Origin of the sequence: Helicobacter pullorum NCTC 12824, assembly GCF_017979475.1 — a bacterium.
GTDB classification, from domain to species: domain Bacteria; phylum Campylobacterota; class Campylobacteria; order Campylobacterales; family Helicobacteraceae; genus Helicobacter_D; species Helicobacter_D pullorum.
The window spans coordinates 178,066-197,503 of the sequence record NZ_JAERIT010000002.1 but is presented as its reverse complement, the minus strand read 5'-3'; the positions used below and the strand labels follow the sequence as shown (position 1 = coordinate 197,503).

At 34.1% G+C, this 19,438-nt stretch carries 20 protein-coding genes and 1 tRNA gene; 13 read left to right on the top strand and 8 right to left on the bottom strand.

The window, feature by feature from the left end; all coding sequences use genetic code 11:
• The first annotated feature begins 4 nt into the window (after positions 1 to 4).
• From JJQ98_RS02380 to JJQ98_RS02365, 4 genes are read left to right on the top strand one after another with little or no spacing between them, the layout of a single operon-like run.
• Positions 5 to 3,001 (top strand): DUF4910 domain-containing protein, encoded by a 2,997-nt coding sequence (locus tag JJQ98_RS02380; protein WP_151104713.1) that lies wholly within the window; start codon positions 5 to 7, stop codon positions 2,999 to 3,001.
• A complete protein-coding gene (locus JJQ98_RS02375; protein WP_151104712.1) occupies positions 2,985 to 3,719 on the top strand; it encodes a GNAT family N-acetyltransferase in 735 nt (244 codons plus the stop codon). The genes JJQ98_RS02380 and JJQ98_RS02375 overlap by 17 nt, the downstream gene beginning before the upstream one ends.
• A gap of 27 nt (positions 3,720 to 3,746) precedes the next feature.
• Entirely contained in the window at positions 3,747 to 3,971 is a 225-nt protein-coding gene (locus tag JJQ98_RS02370) for an acyl carrier protein (protein ID WP_065831291.1), read from the top strand.
• Positions 3,971 to 4,750 carry an AAC(3) family N-acetyltransferase gene (locus JJQ98_RS02365; protein WP_077247015.1) on the top strand — a complete coding sequence of 260 codons (780 nt, stop codon included), beginning with the start codon at positions 3,971 to 3,973 and terminating at the stop codon, positions 4,748 to 4,750. The genes JJQ98_RS02370 and JJQ98_RS02365 overlap by 1 nt, the downstream gene beginning before the upstream one ends.
• A gap of 38 nt (positions 4,751 to 4,788) precedes the next feature.
• Here the strand turns inward: JJQ98_RS02365 and JJQ98_RS02360 are convergent, their stop codons facing one another.
• Positions 4,789 to 5,286, bottom strand: coding sequence for a c-type cytochrome (locus JJQ98_RS02360; RefSeq protein ID WP_151104711.1), 498 nt, complete (start codon positions 5,284 to 5,286; stop codon positions 4,789 to 4,791).
• A gap of 380 nt (positions 5,287 to 5,666) precedes the next feature.
• Here JJQ98_RS02360 and purD point away from each other — a divergent pair, with 380 nt between their 5' ends.
• The 5 genes from purD to JJQ98_RS02335 are packed head-to-tail and all read left to right on the top strand — an operon-like array spanning position 5,667 to position 12,380.
• Entirely contained in the window at positions 5,667 to 6,926 is a 1,260-nt protein-coding gene (gene purD, locus JJQ98_RS02355; protein WP_005020607.1) for a phosphoribosylamine--glycine ligase, read from the top strand.
• Positions 6,926 to 7,384: an RDD family protein gene (locus JJQ98_RS02350; RefSeq protein ID WP_151104710.1), complete on the top strand. Its 459-nt coding sequence runs from the start codon at positions 6,926 to 6,928 to the stop codon at positions 7,382 to 7,384. Before purD ends, JJQ98_RS02350 begins: the two co-directional genes overlap by 1 nt.
• 9 nt (positions 7,385 to 7,393) lie before the next feature.
• Positions 7,394 to 9,526: an LPS-assembly protein LptD gene (locus JJQ98_RS02345; protein WP_151104709.1), complete on the top strand. Its 2,133-nt coding sequence runs from the start codon at positions 7,394 to 7,396 to the stop codon at positions 9,524 to 9,526.
• A gap of 8 nt (positions 9,527 to 9,534) precedes the next feature.
• Positions 9,535 to 10,221 (top strand): phosphoribosyltransferase, encoded by a 687-nt coding sequence (locus tag JJQ98_RS02340; protein ID WP_005020611.1) that lies wholly within the window; start codon positions 9,535 to 9,537, stop codon positions 10,219 to 10,221.
• A gap of 14 nt (positions 10,222 to 10,235) precedes the next feature.
• Entirely contained in the window at positions 10,236 to 12,380 is a 2,145-nt protein-coding gene (locus JJQ98_RS02335) for a polyribonucleotide nucleotidyltransferase (RefSeq protein WP_151104708.1), read from the top strand.
• A gap of 11 nt (positions 12,381 to 12,391) precedes the next feature.
• Here the strand turns inward: JJQ98_RS02335 and JJQ98_RS02330 are convergent, their stop codons facing one another.
• The 4 genes from JJQ98_RS02330 to JJQ98_RS02315 form a co-directional block, all read right to left on the bottom strand.
• Positions 12,392 to 12,646, bottom strand: coding sequence for an HP0495 family protein (locus tag JJQ98_RS02330; protein ID WP_060660987.1), 255 nt, complete (start codon positions 12,644 to 12,646; stop codon positions 12,392 to 12,394).
• Positions 12,647 to 12,656: 10 nt separating this feature from the next.
• Complete coding sequence (locus tag JJQ98_RS02325; RefSeq protein ID WP_151104707.1) at positions 12,657 to 13,088, bottom strand: YbgC/FadM family acyl-CoA thioesterase; 432 nt, start codon at positions 13,086 to 13,088, stop codon at positions 12,657 to 12,659.
• A gap of 97 nt (positions 13,089 to 13,185) precedes the next feature.
• A tRNA-Leu gene (locus JJQ98_RS02320) sits at positions 13,186 to 13,270 on the bottom strand.
• Between the two features lie 59 nt (positions 13,271 to 13,329).
• Complete coding sequence (locus tag JJQ98_RS02315; protein ID WP_151104706.1) at positions 13,330 to 14,385, bottom strand: agmatine deiminase family protein; 1,056 nt, start codon at positions 14,383 to 14,385, stop codon at positions 13,330 to 13,332.
• Positions 14,386 to 14,449: 64 nt separating this feature from the next.
• Here JJQ98_RS02315 and JJQ98_RS02310 point away from each other — a divergent pair, with 64 nt between their 5' ends.
• Together JJQ98_RS02310 and tsaD are read left to right on the top strand one after the other, a co-directional pair.
• Complete coding sequence (locus tag JJQ98_RS02310; protein WP_151104705.1) at positions 14,450 to 15,067, top strand: hydrogenase-4 component G; 618 nt, start codon at positions 14,450 to 14,452, stop codon at positions 15,065 to 15,067.
• 2 nt (positions 15,068 to 15,069) lie between these two features.
• Entirely contained in the window at positions 15,070 to 16,071 is a 1,002-nt protein-coding gene (gene tsaD / locus JJQ98_RS02305; protein WP_065829993.1) for a tRNA (adenosine(37)-N6)-threonylcarbamoyltransferase complex transferase subunit TsaD, read from the top strand.
• Positions 16,072 to 16,207: 136 nt separating this feature from the next.
• Here the strand turns inward: tsaD and JJQ98_RS02300 are convergent, their stop codons facing one another.
• The 3 genes from JJQ98_RS02300 to hisS all read right to left on the bottom strand — a co-directional run bounded on the left by JJQ98_RS02300 (position 16,208) and on the right by hisS (position 18,244).
• The gene (locus JJQ98_RS02300) at positions 16,208 to 16,444 is read right to left on the bottom strand and encodes a hypothetical protein (protein ID WP_151104704.1); all 237 of its coding nucleotides are present in this window, start codon (positions 16,442 to 16,444) and stop codon (positions 16,208 to 16,210) included.
• A 10-nt stretch (positions 16,445 to 16,454) separates the two neighbouring features.
• Entirely contained in the window at positions 16,455 to 16,745 is a 291-nt protein-coding gene (locus JJQ98_RS02295; protein WP_151104703.1) for a hypothetical protein, read from the bottom strand.
• Positions 16,746 to 16,936: 191 nt separating this feature from the next.
• Entirely contained in the window at positions 16,937 to 18,244 is a 1,308-nt protein-coding gene (gene hisS, locus JJQ98_RS02290; RefSeq protein WP_151104702.1) for a histidine--tRNA ligase, read from the bottom strand.
• Between the two features lie 140 nt (positions 18,245 to 18,384).
• Here hisS and rpmE point away from each other — a divergent pair, with 140 nt between their 5' ends.
• Complete coding sequence (gene rpmE, locus JJQ98_RS02285) at positions 18,385 to 18,588, top strand: 50S ribosomal protein L31 (RefSeq protein ID WP_005020629.1); 204 nt, start codon at positions 18,385 to 18,387, stop codon at positions 18,586 to 18,588.
• An 8-nt stretch (positions 18,589 to 18,596) separates the two neighbouring features.
• Positions 18,597 to 19,412, top strand: coding sequence for a 16S rRNA (cytidine(1402)-2'-O)-methyltransferase (gene rsmI / locus JJQ98_RS02280; protein ID WP_151104701.1), 816 nt, complete (start codon positions 18,597 to 18,599; stop codon positions 19,410 to 19,412).
• Positions 19,413 to 19,438: the final 26 nt, after the last annotated feature.

The window sequence follows — 19,438 nt, the reverse complement described above, 5'->3', positions numbered from 1 at the left end:
TATTATGGACTTATTGTGTAAGGCATTAGAAGAATCTTTTGTAAAAAATGCAAATAATATCGCCCTAGAGGTAGAGGGGGCAAAAATTACTTATCAAGAATTAGGTTTTCAATCTAAGATTCTCGCATCTTTGATTCTTGATGTGCGTGGGGGGAGGGGGCATTTAGCAGTTAATTCTGATAAAATACTTATTTTTGCTTCTCGGAGTGCTTTAGTTTATACTTCTATTCTTGCTTGTATTTTAGTTTATCAAACCTATGTCCCGCTAAATCCAAAATTTCCAAGCCAACGACTTTTGTCTATGATAAAACGAAGCGGTGCTGGGATAATGTTTTTAGGAAGGGAATGTTATGATTCTTTTGATGAGATTGCAGAATCTTTAGAATCTTTGGTGATTGTGGTTGAGGAATTAGGGGATTTAGAGGAGAGATTCCCTAAGCATAAATTTATTGTTATTCCAAAGATTTTAGAGTTGGATTGTAATAAATGGCGGCTCTTAGAAACGCATATAGAATCTGGCTTGAAGTCAAACTTGCAATCTTGTACGGCTTTTGGGGGCGATTTTAAGCAAAGTTGTGATTGTAGCTCTTCTAGCATTTCTAATTTTCCTAGCAAAACTGCTTATTTGCTTTTTACTTCAGGTAGCACAGGTGAGCCAAAGGGCGTTATGGTTAGTCGTGATAATCTCTTTGCCTATACACAGAGAATGCTTGCAAAGTATCGCTTCAGCCCACAAGATAGAATTTCAAACTTCTTTGATATTACTTTTGATTTAAGTATGCATGATATTTTTTGTGCATTTTTGAGTGGAGCGACTTTGTGTGTGATTCCCAAGCAATCCCTTTTTAATCCCATTAAATTTATTATACAAAATAATCTAAGTGTGTTTTTTGCTGTGCCTTCTTTGATTGCTTATTTGATAAAATTTAAAGCTTTAAAACCTAATTTAATAACAAGTTTGAGATTGTCGTTGTTTTGTGGGGAGGAATTTCCAACACAGAATGCTAAACTTTGGAGTGAGATGTGTAAAAATAGTGTGGTGGAGAATCTCTATGGACCCACAGAGGCTACAATTGCTTTTATGTCTTATTGCTATGGGGCAGAACTTCAAGAAAAGATTGTGCCTTTAGGGATTCCATTTGATGGGCTTTTGGTGAGTTTAAGAGATGAGACAGGAAATGAGGTAACAAAAGGGGAGAAAGGGGAAATTTGGCTAGGAGGGGATCAAATAGCACAAGGTTATTTGAATGATAGAGAAAAAACAGAGCAGAAATTTATCACCAAAAATGGGGTAAGGTGGTATAAAACCGGAGATTTAGGGATTTTAAAAGAAATTAATGGGGAAGAAGTGTATTGCTTTTTGGGGCGTGTGGATTTTCAGGTAAAGATTCAAGGATTCCGCGTGGAGCTTTTGGAAATTGATAATGTTTTAAGGGAGGTTAGCAAAACACAAAGTGTAAGTGTGGTGATAAAAAACGATGGTATTACAAGTATTGTGGGGGTGATTGAGGCTAAAAGTATCAAGAGTGATGAGATTCTAAAAATATGCAAACAAAGATTGCCACATTATATGATACCAATGCAGATTTTAGCTTTGGAATCTTTTCCTCTTAATAGCAATGGCAAGATTGATAGAGAGCAAATTAGGGTTTGGGTTGAATCTCAATTCATAGAAAATAAGAAGAATTTTGGCGTTTTGATGTATGAGCTTGCACAAAGACTTTTTAAGATTCCTCGCTCTTTAAGTGGGAATGGGAATAGGGAGACACTTAGGATTATTAATAGCATTTTAGGAGGGAATTTAAAAGTTTATGAAGTTCCAAGCCATACTCAAGTTTTTGACTGGGAGATTCCAAAAGAATGGAATGTAAATGAGGCTTATATTATCACGCCTAGTGGAGAGAAAATCTGTGATTTTGGGGAGAATAATTTGCATTTGGTGGGGTATTCTGTGCCTGTGAGGGAATCTCTCACTTTTGAGGAGTTGAAATCGCATTTGCATAGTTTAAAAGAGCAGAAAAATGCTATTCCTTATATTACTTCTTATTATAAAGAATATTGGGGATTTTGCTTGAGCTTGGAGCTAAGAGAAAAGCTAGAAAGAGAGTTTGGAGATTCTAAAGAAAAGTTTGAAGTCGTTATTGATTCAAAGCTTGAGAGCGGATTTATGAGTTATGGAGAGGTGGTAATAAAGGGAGAGAGTAACAAGGAGATTGTCCTAAGCACTTATATTTGTCATCCGCAAATGGCAAACAACGAGCTTTCTGGAATCTGTGTGGCAACTTATTTGGCAAAATATTTAAGTGAGATTCCACATTTTTACACTTATAGAATCTTATTTGTGCCTGAAACCATAGGGGCGATTTATTATCTAAGTCAGCATTTAGAGGAGTTAAGGGAGAAATGTGTGGCTGGGTTTGTGCTTACTTGTATTGGAGATGAGGGGGCGTATTCTTATCTTGAATCAAGGGCTGGAAATAACCTCGCAGATAGGGCTGCTAAGCATATTTTAAATTCAAGGTATAGGGGATATAAAGCCTATTCTTATTTGCAAAGGGGAAGTGATGAGAGGCAGTATTGTGCGCCGGGTGTGGATTTGCCCTTTTGCACTTTAATGCGAAGTAAGTTTGGGGAATATTCACAATATCACACTTCTTTAGATGATTTGTCTTTTATTAGTCCCAAAGGTTTGCAAGGTGGCTTTGTGATGGTGCGTGAGATTTTAGAGGTTTTGGAGATTAATGGTGTATATAAAAATACCATTTTGTGCGAACCGCAGCTTGGCAAAAGAGGGCTTTATCCGCAACTCTCGACTAAGGAAACTTTTGGTATGGTGAAAGATATGAGGAATTTGCTTATGTATTGTGATGGGAAGTTGGATTTAATAGAGATTGCGGATAAATGTGGTTTTTGTTTGTTGGATATGAAAGAGTGGATTAGAAAATTTGTAGAAAATGGATTATTGGTAAAAGTAGGTAAAAGCAATGTTGTTGAAAGTTAAAATGCTTAGAAGAGAGAAAAGTTTTATTACAAATTGTTTTGATTTTGAGACAATAAAAAATCTTAATCATATTCCTCTTTATGAGACAACAAGCGGTATATCGTTTTTGCAAAGCCGATTTAATACTAAATGGTTATATTATTTTTTGGTTTTTCCTTATGAGATTGTAATTCCCACTGGCGAGAAAATTGCTACAAATATTATTTATAGTGGGGAACAAAAAAATATTTTTTGTAAAGTGCTTGAAAAGAATGGTTTGTTTATAAAAAGAAAATTTATCAAAATGGATAGAGAAGTTAAATGGATTTCTAAAGACTATGCTATTACTTATGCTTGTATTGATGAGGTGGAAAATGTAATGAGTTTATTACTACAAAGCTTTCATGAGACTTTTGATAAGTTAATAGATAGGAAAAATTTAGAAAGGATGATTTTTGAAAAACAAGTTTTGATAATAAAAATAAAAAATAAAATAGTTGGTGTTTTGGTATTTTCCATTCAAGGGCTCCTATCCCGTTTAGAATTTATTTGTATTGATAAGGATTTTAAACAAATGGGATTGGGCAAACAATTAATGCAGCATTATTTGAATGTAGTTAGAGTTAGAAAAAGTGAATTATGGGTAGATTCTAACAATGTAAAGGCGATTTATTTTTATGAAAAATTGGGCTATTGCAAAAGTGGAATCTATAATGAAATTTTTGCAAATTATGAATAATATTTATGTTTTTTTAAGGAGTATTAAATGGAAAAAATAAAGAAAATTCTATTAAAAATTAATAATGAAATAGATTTTGAGAGCGAAGATTTTATGGCTGATGGATATTTAGATTCTTTTTCTTTTATGGAGCTAATTGGAGCACTAGAGGAGTCCTATCAAATAGATATTTTTGGAGAAGAAATAGAAATAGAAAAATTTAAGAATATTCAAGCAATTATGGATTATTTGAATGCAAAAGGGGTTTTGTAGTGGAAGAACTTTTTTTATACAAGTGTAAGACAATAAGAGATTTGGATTTAATAAAAGCAATGAAAGAGTTGGGGATTAAAAAAGATGATGATATTTGCATACATAGTGAATTGTATAAGATAGGAAAACCTTTGTTAGAAAAAAATAAATTATGCGAGAGAATTTCTAATTTGTTTTTAGATATCTGTCTAAAAGGAACAATTTTAATGCCAACTTTTACTTATAGTTTCTGCAAGAATGAAATTTACAATGTACAAGAATCTTTTTCTACAATGGGTATTTTAAGTGAGCATTTTAGACATAAAAAGGGAGTAATGAGAACAAAATGTCCTATATTTTCTTTTGCTGTTTTTGGGACTAATGCTAGAGATTATCTTGATATTTCAAATGAAGTACTTGGTAAAAATAGTGTTTATGAGAAATTAATACAACACAGGGGAAAAATTGTACTTTTTGGGAATTGGTATAAAGGCTATACATTTTTTCATTATTTAGAAACTTTATTGGGTGTTTCTTATCGTTATCCAAAAATTTTTAGGGGAATTGTTAGTAATTTTGGAAGCAAATATTCCCATGAGGTAGTTTATTCTGTTAGGGATTTGGAGGTTTCAAGTGAAATTGATTATATGAGACTGGCTAATTTTCTTAAAGAAAGTCAATGTTTAAAAATATTGCCATTTGGGGGAGGGGAAATAGGTGTGATTGATTTAGTAGAAGCCAAAGCGGCTATTAACGATAAAATCTCTAATAATGAGAAATATTTTGTTCTATCTACTTAGGTTTAATTGGGGAAATATAAATGTAAAATCCCCATATTCTACTTCAAGCTCTCAACATAGGCTCCGACATCTTCCATATCTTTTTTGGTGTAGCGAGTGGCAATTTGGTTTTTAACAAAGCGAGATTGCCCTTGGAAACTTTGATCTTGATAACTTTTGATTTCATCAGCAATGTTTTGCGCACTCCAAGTGTTAATGGGTGATTTTTTTGCCACAGAGATTTCTCCTTTCTCTCCATGACAGCTTGCACAATCTCTATTATAGAGTTTTTTACCATTTTCTAAATTGGCTTGTTTAGCAGAAGGGGCTACCTCGCCTGTGCCTATAAGGCTCTCTAAAAAACTTCTTTCTTGAATTGTTAAATCCGCATCTTCTCTAACAACTTGAATATCTTTAGAACCTAGATTTTTGGAATATTTTTTCAAAATTGCTTTGATTTCCTCTCCAAATTCTCCCTTTAATTCAAAACAGACACATTCATTAGCATTCAAAATACTAAGGCTTAAAATTGTGGAAATGAGCATTTTTTTTATCATAAATTTACTCCTAATTATTTTTAAAATATTTATCATTAGGCGTATTTTGCCAAAAAAATATTAATTTTATTGTTAATTCTTTAAATTAAAAGCTATTTTTAGCTAGGATATTTTATAATTTTAGTTGCCTGAGTGGAGCGAGTTTTTATTTTTTGGTAGTCCAACATATAAAATATTGCTGGTTGCATAGTTTCTTTTTGTGTGATGGTGTTTTCGCTATCAGTCTCTTAAGTTGAGACGAGAATCTGCCGCCTAATAAAAGACTTGTGGCTAGAATCTTTAGCTTTTAGGGCTTACACAATGATAGACGCCCACTTGGGTTTTTGGTTTTTAAAATTTCTATGGAGTAGAGATTTTAAATATCAAAATAAAGGTAAAGTATGGAGATAGTGATTGTTGGAAGTGGCGGGAGAGAATATTCTATTGGGCTTGCCTTGCAAAAAGAGTGTAGAGTAGATGGAATTTATTTTTATCCCGGAAATGGGGCAACAAGCAGACTTGGGAAAAATATTGATTTTAAGAATTATCAAGAATTTGTAGAGTTTGCAATCACACAGAAAATTGGGTTGGTGATAATTGGTCCTGAAGCACCTTTGGTAGATGGTTTAGCAGATATGTTAAGAGAAAATGGTATTTTGGTTTTTGGTCCAAGTCAAAAAGCGGCACAATTAGAAGGTTCTAAGGCTTATATGAAAGAATTTGCTAAACGCTATGGAATCCCAACAGCACAATTTATCCAAACACAAGATTATAAAGAAGCTTGTGATTTTATTGATACCTTGAATCTTCCTATTGTTGTTAAGGCAGATGGGTTGTGTGCGGGCAAGGGCGTGATTATCGCACAAAGTTATGAAGAAGCCAAAAGTGTAACAAAAGAAATGTTAGATGGGAAAAGTTTTGGTGATTCGGGCAAAAAGGTAGTCATAGAGGAATTTTTAGATGGCTTTGAGCTTTCTATTTTTGCAATGTGTGATGGAGCAGATTTTATCGTTTTGCCCCCTGCACAAGATCATAAAAGATTACTGGATGGAGATAAGGGACCAAATACTGGTGGAATGGGGGCTTATGCACCTTCTTTATTGGCGGATTCTAATTTGATTGATGAGGTGAAAAAAACTATTATTATCCCCACTTTGGAGGGAATGGAAAAAGATGGGAATCCTTTTAGTGGGACATTGTTTTGTGGAATAATGGTTGTCAAAAATAAACCTTATTTGTTGGAATTTAATGTGCGTTTTGGGGATCCTGAATGTGAGGTGCTTATGCCTCTTTTTAAAAATGGATTATTAGATTGTTTTTTGGGTTGTGCTAGGGGAGATTTAAAAGGCGTAAATTACGAAATTGAAGAACAAGTTTGTGTTGGTGTAGTGGTTGCTTCAAAAGATTATCCATATAAAAATTCCAAAAAAGAAAAAATCAAAATTCTTACAAAAGATTCTCAAGATTCTTTGATTTCTTATGCTGGAGTGAGTAAAGAAGGGGAAGATTTATTGGCAAGTGGAGGAAGAGTTTTGGTGTGTGTGGGTAAGGGCAATAATGTAAAAGAAGCAGCACAGAATGCTTATTTGATGGTGGATTGTGTTCAATTTGAAGGAATGCAGTATCGCAAGGATATTGCATATCAAGCTTTGGAAAAATAATGGATATTGAAAAAATAGAAGAAACATTAGCGCGAGAGGAGATTGAGCTTGCACCTCTTTGGAAGCGGTTGGTAGCGTTTGTTATTGATGATTTGCTAATTTCTATGGTGCTAATAGGGATAAATTGGGATAGCATCGTCCAAAATTCACACGATAAAGAAGCGATTTTGGGTATTGTTTCTAGCTCTTGGATTGCCTTGTATATCATCAAAATTGTATATCAATGGTTATTTGTGTGTTTTTATGGAGCGACTATTGGTAAAATTGTTGTAAAGATTCGCGTCATTGAAGTGGGATTGCTAGATAATCCTAAAATGGGGCAATCTTTTGTGCGTTCGTGTTTTAGAATTTTGAGTGAGATGTTGATGTATCTTCCATTTTTGTTTGTTTTTGAAAATAGGATTTATCAAGCATTGCACGATAAAGTTGCTAAAACTATTGTGGTAAATTTGAAGTAAAGTAGCCAAATGATTAAAAAAAGCTTATGTTTGGTGAGTGTAGTTGCAGCTTTGGCTTTGAGTCCGAGTAATATGGAAGCAAGGGCTGCAATCAAGCAGTTTAACCAGCAACAAGAATCTATTTTTGAGTTTTTAGCTGATGATATGGAATACAATAAAACGCAAATCATCGGAAAAGGGCATGTTACAATTATTAATCTTGATTATTTTGTAACAGCTAATAAAGCCATTTATGATACACAAAAGCAAGAGATTCTTCTTAGTGGGAATGTTAATGCGTATAAGGGAAATTCGCTTTATTTGAAATCTCAAGAAGTGAAGATTAGACTCCAAGAGGATTATTCTTTTTTGGAGCCTTTTTATTTGCAAGATTCTGAAAGTGGATTGTGGGTAGATTCTAAGAGTGCAGAGTTTAATAATAATATTTATCAAACCAAAGAAACAAATATTTCTACTTGCAGTGTGAATAATCCTATTTGGACGATTAAGGCAAAAGAGGGAGAATATGATGCTAATGATGAATGGCTAACAGTGTGGCACCCTCGTCTTTGTATTTATGATGTTCCAGTGCTTTATTTTCCTTATTTGTCTTTTTCATTGGGATACAAAAGAAAAACGGGATTGCTTTATCCTCTTGTTGGTAATTCTAGTGATGATGGATTTTTTTATTCGCAGCCTATTTTTATCGCACCTGATGATAATTGGGATATGACATTTATGCCACAAATTAGGACAAAAAGAGGGGGCGGATTTTATAATGAATTTAGAATGATTGATGATCAAGATAAAATCTTGTGGGTAAATTTGGGTTATTTTGGCAATAGTCGTTCTTACCAACAAACTTATGATTTAGAGAATCGCGATCATTATGGAATCCAACTTAAATATGAGCGAGAAAATTTATTTTCTAAACTTGAAAATTATTTTTATGAAGATGGATTGTATGTAGATATTTCCCAAATTTCTGATATTGATTATTTTAGATTGCAAGAAGAAGATGCACAAAATATTGCAGATTTGCAGGGGAATTTACTAACTTCACGCTTGAATTATTATTTAAAGAGCAGTGAGGATTATTTGGGCTTTTCAGCGAGGTATTATTCGGATTTGGAGCAAACAAGTAATGCTAATACCTTGCAAACTTTTCCAGAGATTCAATATCATCGTCAAATTGACAATATTTTGTTGGATAATCTTTATTATTCTTTTGATTATAAGGCAAGTAATTTTACTCGTCCTGTTGGGTATCGTGCGATTCAACAAGAAGCGGAGTTGCCTATTATTTATACACAAAGTTTGTTGAATGATTTTTTGAATATCTCACTTTCGCCTATTTTTTATGGGACAAGCGTGGATTATTCAAATAAACAGCAAGATTTGAATTTGAATAATGGGAGATATTTTAGTCAATATTATCGTTTCAAAGCTAATACAGATTTGGTAAAAAAATATGATAGTTTTGGGCATACTATCAGTTTGGAAGCAGAATATACTTTGCCCGGATTTGAGCATAAAGAAGGGGATTTTACTTCCTTTTTTACACTTCCTGGAGATAGGCAAGAGTTTAAGCTTGGTGGAACGCAATATTTTTATACTTTGGATAATTCTTTGATACTTTCTCATAAAATGGAGCAATATTTTTATTTTGAGGATAATGACAATAAACTTGGGGAATTAGAAAACGAGATACAATATTTTTATAATAATCAATGGAGTTTTGTAAGCGATATTTTTTATTCACACAAAGAGGCTAGAATCTCAGAAGCTACTCATCAAGTGAATTATGAAAGCAATTATATTAAAGCTAGTTTTGGACATTTTGTGCGAGAAAGCTTTGCCAAAGAAGATTGGATTAATGGTAGATTTGGTGAGGCAAATTATATTAATATGGGTTTTAGAAAAGAATTTGAAAATTTTGATGTTTTTGCAAACGCAGGTTATGATTATAGGGAGAAATATTTTAAAACTTGGCAAGTAGGCGTAGATATGCAGATTCGCTGTTTTTCATTTGGGGTAAAATATGTTAGCGAAATTTATCCGATGCTGACTTCAAGAGGTGCAGAAGCAAGAGATGATAAATATATTCTTTTTACGATTCAATTTATACCGCTTTTAAGTAGTGATTTGAAAATGGGAAGTTAGGAGAGGGAATGTTGGGAGCAGGAAATAATACTCATTCTTTGATGCGTAAGGCATTATTTGAAAATCGCAATGATGCTTTACAGAAGCTTCTTAATAATATGCCACTTAGCTTTTTTGAAAAGCAAGATTGCGTGGTGGTTGGAATTTCTTTTGAAGGTATTTTGCTAGCAAATTCTCTTGCACAAGCTATTAAAGCTCCTTTGGGGTTTCTTTTTACTTCCCCGATTTTAGCACCTAATAATCCAGAATGCGAAATTGCAATGGCAACTGAAACCCATGATGTTGTAATTAGTGATGAATTAGTGCGTTCTTTTGAGATTAGTTTAGATTATATTTATGGAGAAGTTCAACGGCAATATGAAGATAAAATGCTTCCTTTGATTTATCAATACCGCAAAGGAAATCCACTCATTTCTTTGAAAAATAAGAGGGTGTTGCTTGTAGATGATGGGATTGATAGCGGATTGACTGCACTTGCTGCAATTAAGTCAGTAACCACTTTGCAAGCAAAAACCATTCACTTTGCGACACCTGTTGCACCCTATGAGGTTGCAAAAGTGATGGAGGAAGTCACAGATGGAATTTTCTGTCTTTATAAATCTAAAAATTTTGTAGATATTGGGTATTATTACAAAGATTATCCAGCAGTAGAATCGGCTAAGATTGAGGAAATTTTTGCTAATATGCAATCATAAATGAAGGAGTAAGAATGGGACAAGCTATTTTGTCTTTTTTGGAAAAAGAAGAGAAGTATATTTTTGATAAATTTGCCAAACAATGTAGCGGAAGTGTGTATCTTCAAAGTGGGAATAATGTCGTATTAGCCACTGTTGCTATTGATACACAAGAAGTAGTGGAAGAAGATTTTTTGCCTTTAACGGTGCAGTATATTGAAAAAGCTTATGCAGCAGGGAAGTTTCCTGGAGGATATATCAAAAGAGAAGCAAAACCGGGAGATTTTGAAACATTAAGTGCTAGGATTGTAGATAGGAGTTTGCGACCACTTTTTCCCAAAGGGTATTGTTATCCTACTCAAATTACCATTTTGGTTTTAAGTGCAGACCAAGATGCGGATTTGCAACTTTTGGCATTAAATGCGGCAAGTGCTGCACTTTATGTGAGTGAGATTCCGCTTTATTCTCCTGTGAGTGCTGTTAGGATTGGCAAAATAGGAGATAATTTTGTAATTAATCCGAGTTTAAAGCAATTAGAAGAAAGTTCATTAGATTTATTTGTGAGCGGTGTGAATGAAGATTTGTTGATGATTGAAATGCGCACCTTTGGGGGTATAAAAACACAAGAAGGGCAAGCTATTTTTAGTGCAAATGAATTGCAAGAAGAAGAAATGATAGAGGCTTTGGAGATAGCAAAAAATGCAATTTCCCAAAAAAGTAAGTTGTTTGTAGAGCATTTTAAGGACTATATTAAGCCTTCATTGAATTTAGAACAAACAAGAAAAACTTATGTTTGTCAAAAGATTTTGGAGTATATTCAAAGTGAGCATTTAGGGGAGTTAAAAGGTATTATTCAAAGTCTCTCAAAAACAGAGAGACATAGTCTTTTGATGGCTTTTGCTAGAAAAATTCAAAAAGAATGGGAAGAAAAATATCCGCAAGATACTCAAGATCTTTCAAAAAGGATATTAGAGACGATTTTGAAAATCAAGCGAGAGATTATTCGAGCGATGGTTTTAGAAGAATCTACAAGAGCAGATGGTAGAGGACTAAAAGAGGTGCGTCCAATTAGCATTGATACTAATTTTTTGCCAAATGCTCACTCTAGTGTGCTTTTTACAAGAGGGCAAACTCAAGCGTTGGTGGTTGCGACTTTGGGGGGAGATATGGATGCTCAAAGTTATGAATTATTAACCGACAAAGCATCTTCTAAAGAACGCTTTATGGTGCATTATAATTTCCCGCCTTTTAGTGTAGGGGAAGCAAGTAGTATTTCAGCGCCCGGAAGAAGAGAGTTAGGGCATGGGAATCTTGCCAAAAGAGCGTTAGAAGCAAGTATTATCAATGGGGATATGAGAACGATTCGCCTTGTTTCTGAAATTTTGGAATCTAATGGCTCTTCTTCTATGGCAACGGTTTGTGGAGGCTCTTTGGCTCTTGTCGCAGCAGGGATTGAATGCACTAGTTTGGTTGCTGGAGTGGCAATGGGGCTTGTGTGCGAGAATGATAAATATGCGGTATTGACAGATATTATGGGTTTAGAAGACCATGATGGAGATATGGATTTTAAAGTGGCTGGTTCTAGGCACGGGATTACAGCAATGCAGATGGATATTAAGTTGGGTGGGCTTAATATGCAAATTTTAAAAGATGCACTCAATCAAGCAAAAGAAGCACGAAATCACATTTTGAATTTAATGGAAGAAGCAAGAGGGAAAATCATACTCAATGAATCGGTATTGCCAAGCTCACAAATTTTTTCTATTGAACCTAGTAAGATTATTGAAGTCATTGGACAGGCTGGAAAAACTATCAAAGAAATTATAGAAAAATTTGGTGTTGCAATAGATTTGAATCGCGAAAATGGCGAGGTTAAGGTAAGCGGAAGCAATAAAGAAAAGGTAGAAGCCGCTAAAGAGCATATTTTGAAAATTACCAAAAATCTACAAGATATTTATAAAGTAGGGGATATTTATCAAGGCAAAGTAAAAAAGGTTGTAGAATTTGGGGCATTTGTAGAGTTGCCAGAGGGCTATGATGGATTGTTACACATTTCAAAAATCACTAACAGCCGAGATGAGAAAGCTTCAGATGTCTTGAGTGTAGGTGAAATGGTGGAGGTAGAAGTCCTTTCTCTCAATAAAAATAAAGTCGAGTTAGGGTTGATTAAGAAATTATAAATTTTTGATTCTTAAAGAACGAATTTAATACGAGAATCTTTGTGTAGGGTTGCAAAGATTTGATCTCTTTCTTCTTTGGTTTCTACTAAGATTTCAAGGTTGATGCTGTGGTACTTACCACCGCTGCTTTCTTTGCCTAATGTGTGGATAAATTCTTTTTCTAGCAGTTCAAAAGCTGCTTCTATTAGCTCTTCTTTGCTGTTGCCGATGATTCTGTAATGCCAAGTGCAAGGGTATTGAATTTCGTTTTTCTTTTCATTATCCATAGATTAACTCCTAATTTATTTGGTTTTGGTGTGGGGTGTTGAAAATATCTTTTGCCCATTGTGGAATTTTTGTGATTTTTTGGGTAGTAGATTCAAAGCATACAAGCGTGATGATGGCTACAAAGATAGGTTTTTTTGTTTGTGTTTGCTTAGATAGAGATTCCCTCAAAATTGTTTGTTTTAATGTGATAGAGGCGTTTTTTTGCTCTAAAATTTCTGTGTGAATTGTGAGCAAATCTCCAAGTTTGGCAGGGGAGAGAAATTCAAGATTCATATTTTTGACTACAAATCCTATGTTATTTTGCTGGGGTAGAATCCCTTGAGCAAAAAACCATTCACTTCTTGCCCTTTCGCAGTATTTAAGGTAGTTTGCATGATAAACAATACCGCCACAATCAGTATCTTCATAATAGATTCTTGTTTGATAGGTTTTTGGTTGCATTGATTCCCTTAATATTTTTGTGGTTTATTTTATTATATTTTTCTTGATTTATAAATAAAGTTTTGAAGGAAAATGTAATTGTGAGAGATAAATCAAATGGTGCGGAAAAGAGGACTTGAACCTCCATGCCTTGCGGCGCCAGATCCTAAGTCTGGTGCGTCTGCCAGTTTCGCCATTTCCGCTTATTTAGAAATGCAATTCTATCTAAAATAGCTGAATCTAATATGAAAAACTAGAAAAACTATCGTAGCTTTTCTAGTGCTTTATAATTTAGTGTATTTTTAGGGAATTGCATAGAGATGCAGTGCAAACTCCCATGTTGTCTTATTAGAATGGAACAATCAATGGGGATAATTTTATGCTTTGGAAGTGCTTTTTGTAGAATCTCTATGGCTTTTTTGTCGTTTTTATCGTTATAAATAGGCAGCAAAACCGCACCATTGATAAATAAAAAATTAGCATAAGTTGCTGGGAGTCGCTCATTGTGATAGTATTTGGCTTCACAAAAGGGCAGAGCGATGAGCTTGAAGGGCTTACTTTCAAGGTTTTTTAGCTTTTTTAGCTCTTTTTCCATTTTGGCTAGGGCGGGGTAGTGTTCATCGTTTTTGTCTTCGCATTTGAGGTAAGCAATGGCGTTGGTATTGACAAATCGTGCTAGAGTGTCGATGTGGCTATCAGTATCATCTCCGGCAAGATAGCCGTTATTTAGCCATAGAATCTTTTTTGCTCCAAAATCTTTTTTGAGGATTTTTTCTATCTTTTTTTGTGTGTAAGCAGGGTTACGATTGGATTCTAAGAGGCATTGGGTGTTGGTTAGGACAATTCCTTCGCCATTTGATTCAATACTCCCACCTTCTAAAATTAGTTTTTTTGTTTGGATATTTTTTAAAATTCCGAGTTTATAGAGATTGTTTGTGATATTATTGTCAAAATTGGAAGCAAATTTTAAACCCCAACCATTAAAGCCATAATCTAAAACAATGTTTTTGTTATTTTTGCAAATAGTGATACCGCCAAAGTCTCTAGCCCATGTATCATTTGTGGGCATTTCTATCAAATAGAGATTTTTTAGATTCAAATCCCATTTGTGAGTTTTGGCTTGTTGTTTTAAGAATGTTTTGGTTTCTATTTTGTTTTGGCACAAAAGAATACAAGTTTCGATTTTTGAAATCTCATAGATGATTTGACAATAAACCTCTCTTGCTTCTTCTAAATATTCGTTCCAATCAGAATCTTTGTGGGGAAAAGCAAGCATAATTCCATCTTGTTTTTCCCATTCGGCATAAAATTTTTTCATTTTGCTACTCTTTTTTAAAAAAATGTCGATATTATTATATAAAAATTTTGTCAAGGAGGGCAATATGTCAATTCAATCTGTTAAAAGTAGCATGGATTATACACAAGATTTACAATCAGCAATGGCTTCTAATCCTTTATCCAAAGAAACTACCAGTGCAGAAGATAGAGAGAAAAACATTCAAGAGGCTGCTTCAAAAATCGATGCAAAATCTGTGATGACGAGTTATATTATGCAATTTCAAATGAGTGTTAGCACTTCTTCGGAGAACAATTTTGGAGCACAAAGCTCTGTTGGCTTGATGGGAAGTAGTGCATTAGAAGATTCTGCAAAGCTTAATAATATTTTGAGTGGTTTGGATTTGGCTTCTATTGGGTATGATGGAAAAGCTCTACAAGATTTAACGACACAAGAAGCTAAAGATTTAATTAGCGAAGATGGGTTTTTTGGTGTGGCGCAAACTTCATCAAGAATCGCAGATTTTGTGCTAGCTGGTGCAGGCGATGATGTAGAAAAACTTCAAGCAGGTAGGGAAGGAATCATTCGTGGATATGAACAAGCACAAAAAGCGTGGGGTGGAGAATTGCCCGATATTAGTGAAGAAACTTTGCAGAAAGCTTTGGAGAAAATTGATAAAAAACTCTCCGAACTTGGCGTAAATGTTTTGGAACAAGAAGCGTAAAATTGCTTTTAAGTATCGAGAGTAGTTGTGATGATAGCTCTATTGCTATCACACAAATAAAAAATAAAAAAATCTTATTCCATCAAAAAATTTCACAAGAAAAAGAACATTCTAGTTATGGTGGAGTAGTCCCTGAGATTGCAAGTCGCTTGCATGCGAAGATTCTTCCTCAAATTTTAGAAAAAGTCAAGCCATATTTTCATGAATTAAAAGCGGTTGCAGTTACAATAGAGCCGGGGTTGAATGTAACTTTGCTTGAGGGGTTGATGATGGCAAAGACATTGTGTTTTTCTTTGGATTTACCTCTGATTGGGGTTAATCATTTAAAGGGGCATTTGTATTCACTTTTTTTGGAAAAAGATTCAATCTTTCCTTTGGGGGCTTTGTTGGTTTCTGGAGGGCATACGATGTTGCTTGAAGCAAAGGCATTTGATGAGATTAGAATCGTCGCACAAAGTATTGATGATAGTTTTGGAGAGAGCTTTGATAAAGTTTCTAAAATGCTTGGATTAGGCTATCCAGGCGGTCCTATCGTGGAATCTCGTGCAAAAAGGGGTAATGCAGAATCTTTTGGTTTTTCTTTGCCGCTAAAGAGCAAGAAGCAATTTGCCTTTAGTTTTTCGGGGCTTAAAAACGCAGTGAGATTGGAGATAGAAAAAGGGAATAAGCAAGATGAAAAGTTTGTAGCAGATATTTGTGCTAGTTTCCAAAAGACTGCTATCCAGCATTTGTGCCAAAAATGCAAGATATTTTTTGAACAAAATGCAAGAGATTCTAGAGGTTGGAAGCATTTTGGGATTATTGGTGGGGCAAGTGCAAATTTATCTTTGAGGGAAAAAGTCCAAAAAATGTGTGATGAGTTTGGTATATCTTTGCTTTTGGCGCCTTTGGAGTATTGTTCGGATAATGCTGCAATGATAGGTAGAGTGGGGCTAGAATCTTATCTTAGGGGAGAATTTTCTCCGTTAGAGATTCAAACAAAGCCTAAAATACAGAGTATTTAGAGAATCTTGTTTGAATGGATTGATGGGAAGTTTGGTAAAATTATCGGGCGAGTGAAAGTTTAATTGTTTGGTAAGGTTTGTGGATGGGGCTAAACCTAAAGGGCGAATGCCATAAGGTTTAGCAAAGTATAAGAGATTATCTACCCAATTTCATTAAGCAGATTTCTAATCTAGCTTGAGCCTTCCTTACTGCTGCTTGGGCTTTGGCAAATCTACTTTGACGAATCATCTGATTTGGGTAAGTGTAGGCATATTTTTGAGCTTCAGCTAATTCATCCAAGGCTCGTTCATATGTCCGTTGTTCTTGAGAACAATCATTATAGGCAAACCCCATACTAATACTACATAATAAAATTAAAATTATTTTTTTCATTGTTTTTTCCTTATTCAAGATTTTCTTTGTAGCTATAATATAGCTTTTTTTCTTTGACTTCTAGGAAGTTTTCTTTTGTATCTTCATTGATAAATTTGATGAGAAAGGCTTTTTCTTCTTGTGTTAAGTTACAAGAAAAGGCACAATGACGAAGAATCTGCTCTCCATTAATTATCTGCGTTTCTTGGGTGATGATTGTAACCCTTTGTGGAATGCCAGAATCAGAGAATTTAATCTCATAATGATTGGGTGTGCTAAAGTAAAATCCTTCCCCGCTTCCTTTTGAAATCCTTTTCTTCATTTTATTCCTTTGTATTAAAATGACCTTGTTATTATGCCCCCCCCCCCCCTGAATATTTGCTTAAAATAAAATGTTTAGAGGTTTGTCAAATTTTGAGATTGTTGGCTAATAAAGGTTTGTTTAAGTATGGGGATTGTTTGTAGTGTTTGTTTTGTATTTTTGTGGTGCTTGGGGGATTTAGATTCTTAATTTTAAGAATCTAAAATGATTTGTGAGAGGGTTTGTAGGTTTAATTGGTCTTTTTGTTCTCCGCTTTGCATATCTTTTAGGGAAGCGGTGTTGGTGGATTCTTCATTCTCTCCGGTGATGATAACCCATTTGTAGCCTTTGTTGTTGGCGTATTTAAAGGCTTTTTGTGGTTTGGTGATTTCTGGATAAACTTCAATTTTCATTCCTAGATTCCTTAGATTTTGTGCGAAAGTATAGGCATATTGTAGATTGTTTAAAGGGATTAAAATAGCCTCTGCAGGCGTGTTTTGGGTGATTAAGTTTAATTCCTCCAAACCCGCTAAAAGCCTATCAAGTCCTATACTAGCGCCCACACCACTCATTTTATCATTAGAGAAATTTTGTGTGAGATTATCATATCTACCCCCGGAGCAAACAGAACCAAGATTTGGCAAATCATTTAAGATAGTCTCATAAATGATTCCTGTATAATAGCCTAATCCTCTTGCGATAGAAAGATTGATAGTGTAGAAGTTTTGTGGGATAAGCTTAGATAAAATCTCACAAAGCGATTCTAGCTCTTCTAAGCCCTCTTTGAGCGTAGGATTAATGTTTTTGTAGTGGTTTAAACTAGAGAGAAATTGCAGGGAATCTTCTTTTTGTTTTAAGGAGATAAAATCAAGCAATACTTGGATTTGTTCTTTTTGGAGGGGGGTTTTGTCTTGCAATTCTTTGGTTACAGAATCTTTGCCGATTTTGTCAATTTTGTCGATGATTCTTAGGATTTCTGCTGTGTGATTTTCAGCATTAAGAGATTGACAAAGCCCATTGAATATTTTGCGGTTATTGATGTGGATTGTGAAATTTTTAAGCCCTAAATCACTTAGAGTTTGGTAAATCACTTGCAAGATTTCTATATCGCTTCCTAGGCTTTCTGTGCCAATAAAATCAAAGTCGCATTGTGTAAATTCTCTATATCGTCCTTTTTGTGCTCTTTCTCCGCGAAATACATTGCCAATGCAATAACGCTTAAAGGGAAGTCCAAGATCATTTTTGTATTGAGAGATAAATCTTGCAAGAGGGAGTGTTAAATCAAACCTTAAAGCCACTTCGCGATTCCCATGGTCAAAAAAATGATACATTTCTTTTTGAATCTCATCGCTTCCTTGTTTTTTGAGAATCTCTGCATATTCCAAATGAGGAGTTTCAATAGGGGAGAAACCAAACTTTTCAAAAGAATTAATAATGCTTTTTAGCATTTGGGATTTAGCATAAGCTTCTTTGGGAAGTCTATCTTTAAAACCACTTAATGTGCGGGGTGTGATGGGCATTTTATCCTCCAAATTTATATTGATTGATTTTTTAGATGAATTTTAGCAAGAAAAGTAAGAATAAAAAATAAAAAGAATAATTTTAAATAAAATATGGTATGATTTTAAATTGTTTTATTTTTAAATGGAAAAGGTTTATTATGAAAAAGGGAATTCATCCAGAATATGTGCCTTGCAAAGTAACTTGTGTTACAAGCGGAAAAGAAATTGAAGTTATGAGTGTAAAACCAGAGTTGAGGATTGATATCTCTTCATTTTGCCATCCTTTTTATACAGGTTCGGATAAAGTTGTTGATACAGCAGGTAGAGTAGAGAAGTTTAAGCAAAGATATAATCTAAAATAAAAACCTTTATGGTTACCTTTCTTCCTACTCCAATAGGAAATCTTCAGGATATTACATTACATACATTAGAAGTTTTAGAGAAATGTGAGGTGCTTTTGTGTGAAGACACAAGAGTTACCAAAAAACTAATCTCACTTCTAGTAGAACGCAATCTATTAAAAGCCAAAGAATATCAATATTTTTCTTTCCATACCCATAATGAAAAAGAGTTTTTATCTAATGTATCTTTAGAGTTTTTTTCTAAAAATATTGGATTTTTGAGTGATGCAGGTATGCCTTGTATTAGTGATCCAGGTGTATCTTTGGTGCGGTTTTTGCAAGAAAATAATTTAGAATACGAAGTTTTGGGTGGAATTAGTGCATTGACTTTGTCAGTGGCATTTAGTGGGATTGTAGAAAAGGAATTTTTATTTTTAGGATTTCCCCCGCATAAGAAAAAAGAAAAATTAGAAACGCTAATGGAGCATTTAAAAAATCCTTACCCGATAATTTACTATGAATCTCCGCATCGTTTATTAGAAACTTTGGAAATAATAGAGAATATTGATAATCAAAGGGAGATTTTTTTAGCCAAAGAATTGACTAAAAAATACCAGCAGACTTTCAAAGGAAAGATTAGAGAAATTTTGTTGGATTTAAAGAAAGGCGTTATTAGGGGTGAATGGGTTGTGGTTATAGAGGGTAGCAAAAAAAGCACTCATGAAAATGTTTTGACACAAGAAATGGTGTATTCTTTGGATATTCCTCCAAAAATTAAAGCAAAAATTTTGTCAAAAATAAACAATAAACCAGCAAGTGAATACTATAATGCACTCTGTAAGTAAAAAAATAATAAAAATAGGATAAAATA

Coding starts and splice junctions, on each gene's coding strand:
- JJQ98_RS02380 (WP_151104713.1), top strand. CDS start 5: ATGGACTTATTGTGTAAGGCATTAGAAGAATCTTTTGTAAAAAATGCA.
- JJQ98_RS02375 (WP_151104712.1), top strand. CDS start 2,985: ATGTTGTTGAAAGTTAAAATGCTTAGAAGAGAGAAAAGTTTTATTACA.
- JJQ98_RS02370 (WP_065831291.1), top strand. CDS start 3,747: ATGGAAAAAATAAAGAAAATTCTATTAAAAATTAATAATGAAATAGAT.
- JJQ98_RS02360 (WP_151104711.1), bottom strand. CDS start 5,286: ATGATAAAAAAAATGCTCATTTCCACAATTTTAAGCCTTAGTATTTTG.
- purD (WP_005020607.1), top strand. CDS start 5,667: ATGGAGATAGTGATTGTTGGAAGTGGCGGGAGAGAATATTCTATTGGG.
- JJQ98_RS02350 (WP_151104710.1), top strand. CDS start 6,926: ATGGATATTGAAAAAATAGAAGAAACATTAGCGCGAGAGGAGATTGAG.
- JJQ98_RS02345 (WP_151104709.1), top strand. CDS start 7,394: ATGATTAAAAAAAGCTTATGTTTGGTGAGTGTAGTTGCAGCTTTGGCT.
- JJQ98_RS02340 (WP_005020611.1), top strand. CDS start 9,535: ATGTTGGGAGCAGGAAATAATACTCATTCTTTGATGCGTAAGGCATTA.
- JJQ98_RS02335 (WP_151104708.1), top strand. CDS start 10,236: ATGGGACAAGCTATTTTGTCTTTTTTGGAAAAAGAAGAGAAGTATATT.
- JJQ98_RS02330 (WP_060660987.1), bottom strand. CDS start 12,646: ATGGATAATGAAAAGAAAAACGAAATTCAATACCCTTGCACTTGGCAT.
- JJQ98_RS02325 (WP_151104707.1), bottom strand. CDS start 13,088: ATGCAACCAAAAACCTATCAAACAAGAATCTATTATGAAGATACTGAT.
- JJQ98_RS02315 (WP_151104706.1), bottom strand. CDS start 14,385: ATGAAAAAATTTTATGCCGAATGGGAAAAACAAGATGGAATTATGCTT.
- JJQ98_RS02310 (WP_151104705.1), top strand. CDS start 14,450: ATGTCAATTCAATCTGTTAAAAGTAGCATGGATTATACACAAGATTTA.
- JJQ98_RS02300 (WP_151104704.1), bottom strand. CDS start 16,444: ATGAAAAAAATAATTTTAATTTTATTATGTAGTATTAGTATGGGGTTT.
- JJQ98_RS02295 (WP_151104703.1), bottom strand. CDS start 16,745: ATGAAGAAAAGGATTTCAAAAGGAAGCGGGGAAGGATTTTACTTTAGC.
- hisS (WP_151104702.1), bottom strand. CDS start 18,244: ATGCCCATCACACCCCGCACATTAAGTGGTTTTAAAGATAGACTTCCC.
- rpmE (WP_005020629.1), top strand. CDS start 18,385: ATGAAAAAGGGAATTCATCCAGAATATGTGCCTTGCAAAGTAACTTGT.
- rsmI (WP_151104701.1), top strand. CDS start 18,597: ATGGTTACCTTTCTTCCTACTCCAATAGGAAATCTTCAGGATATTACA.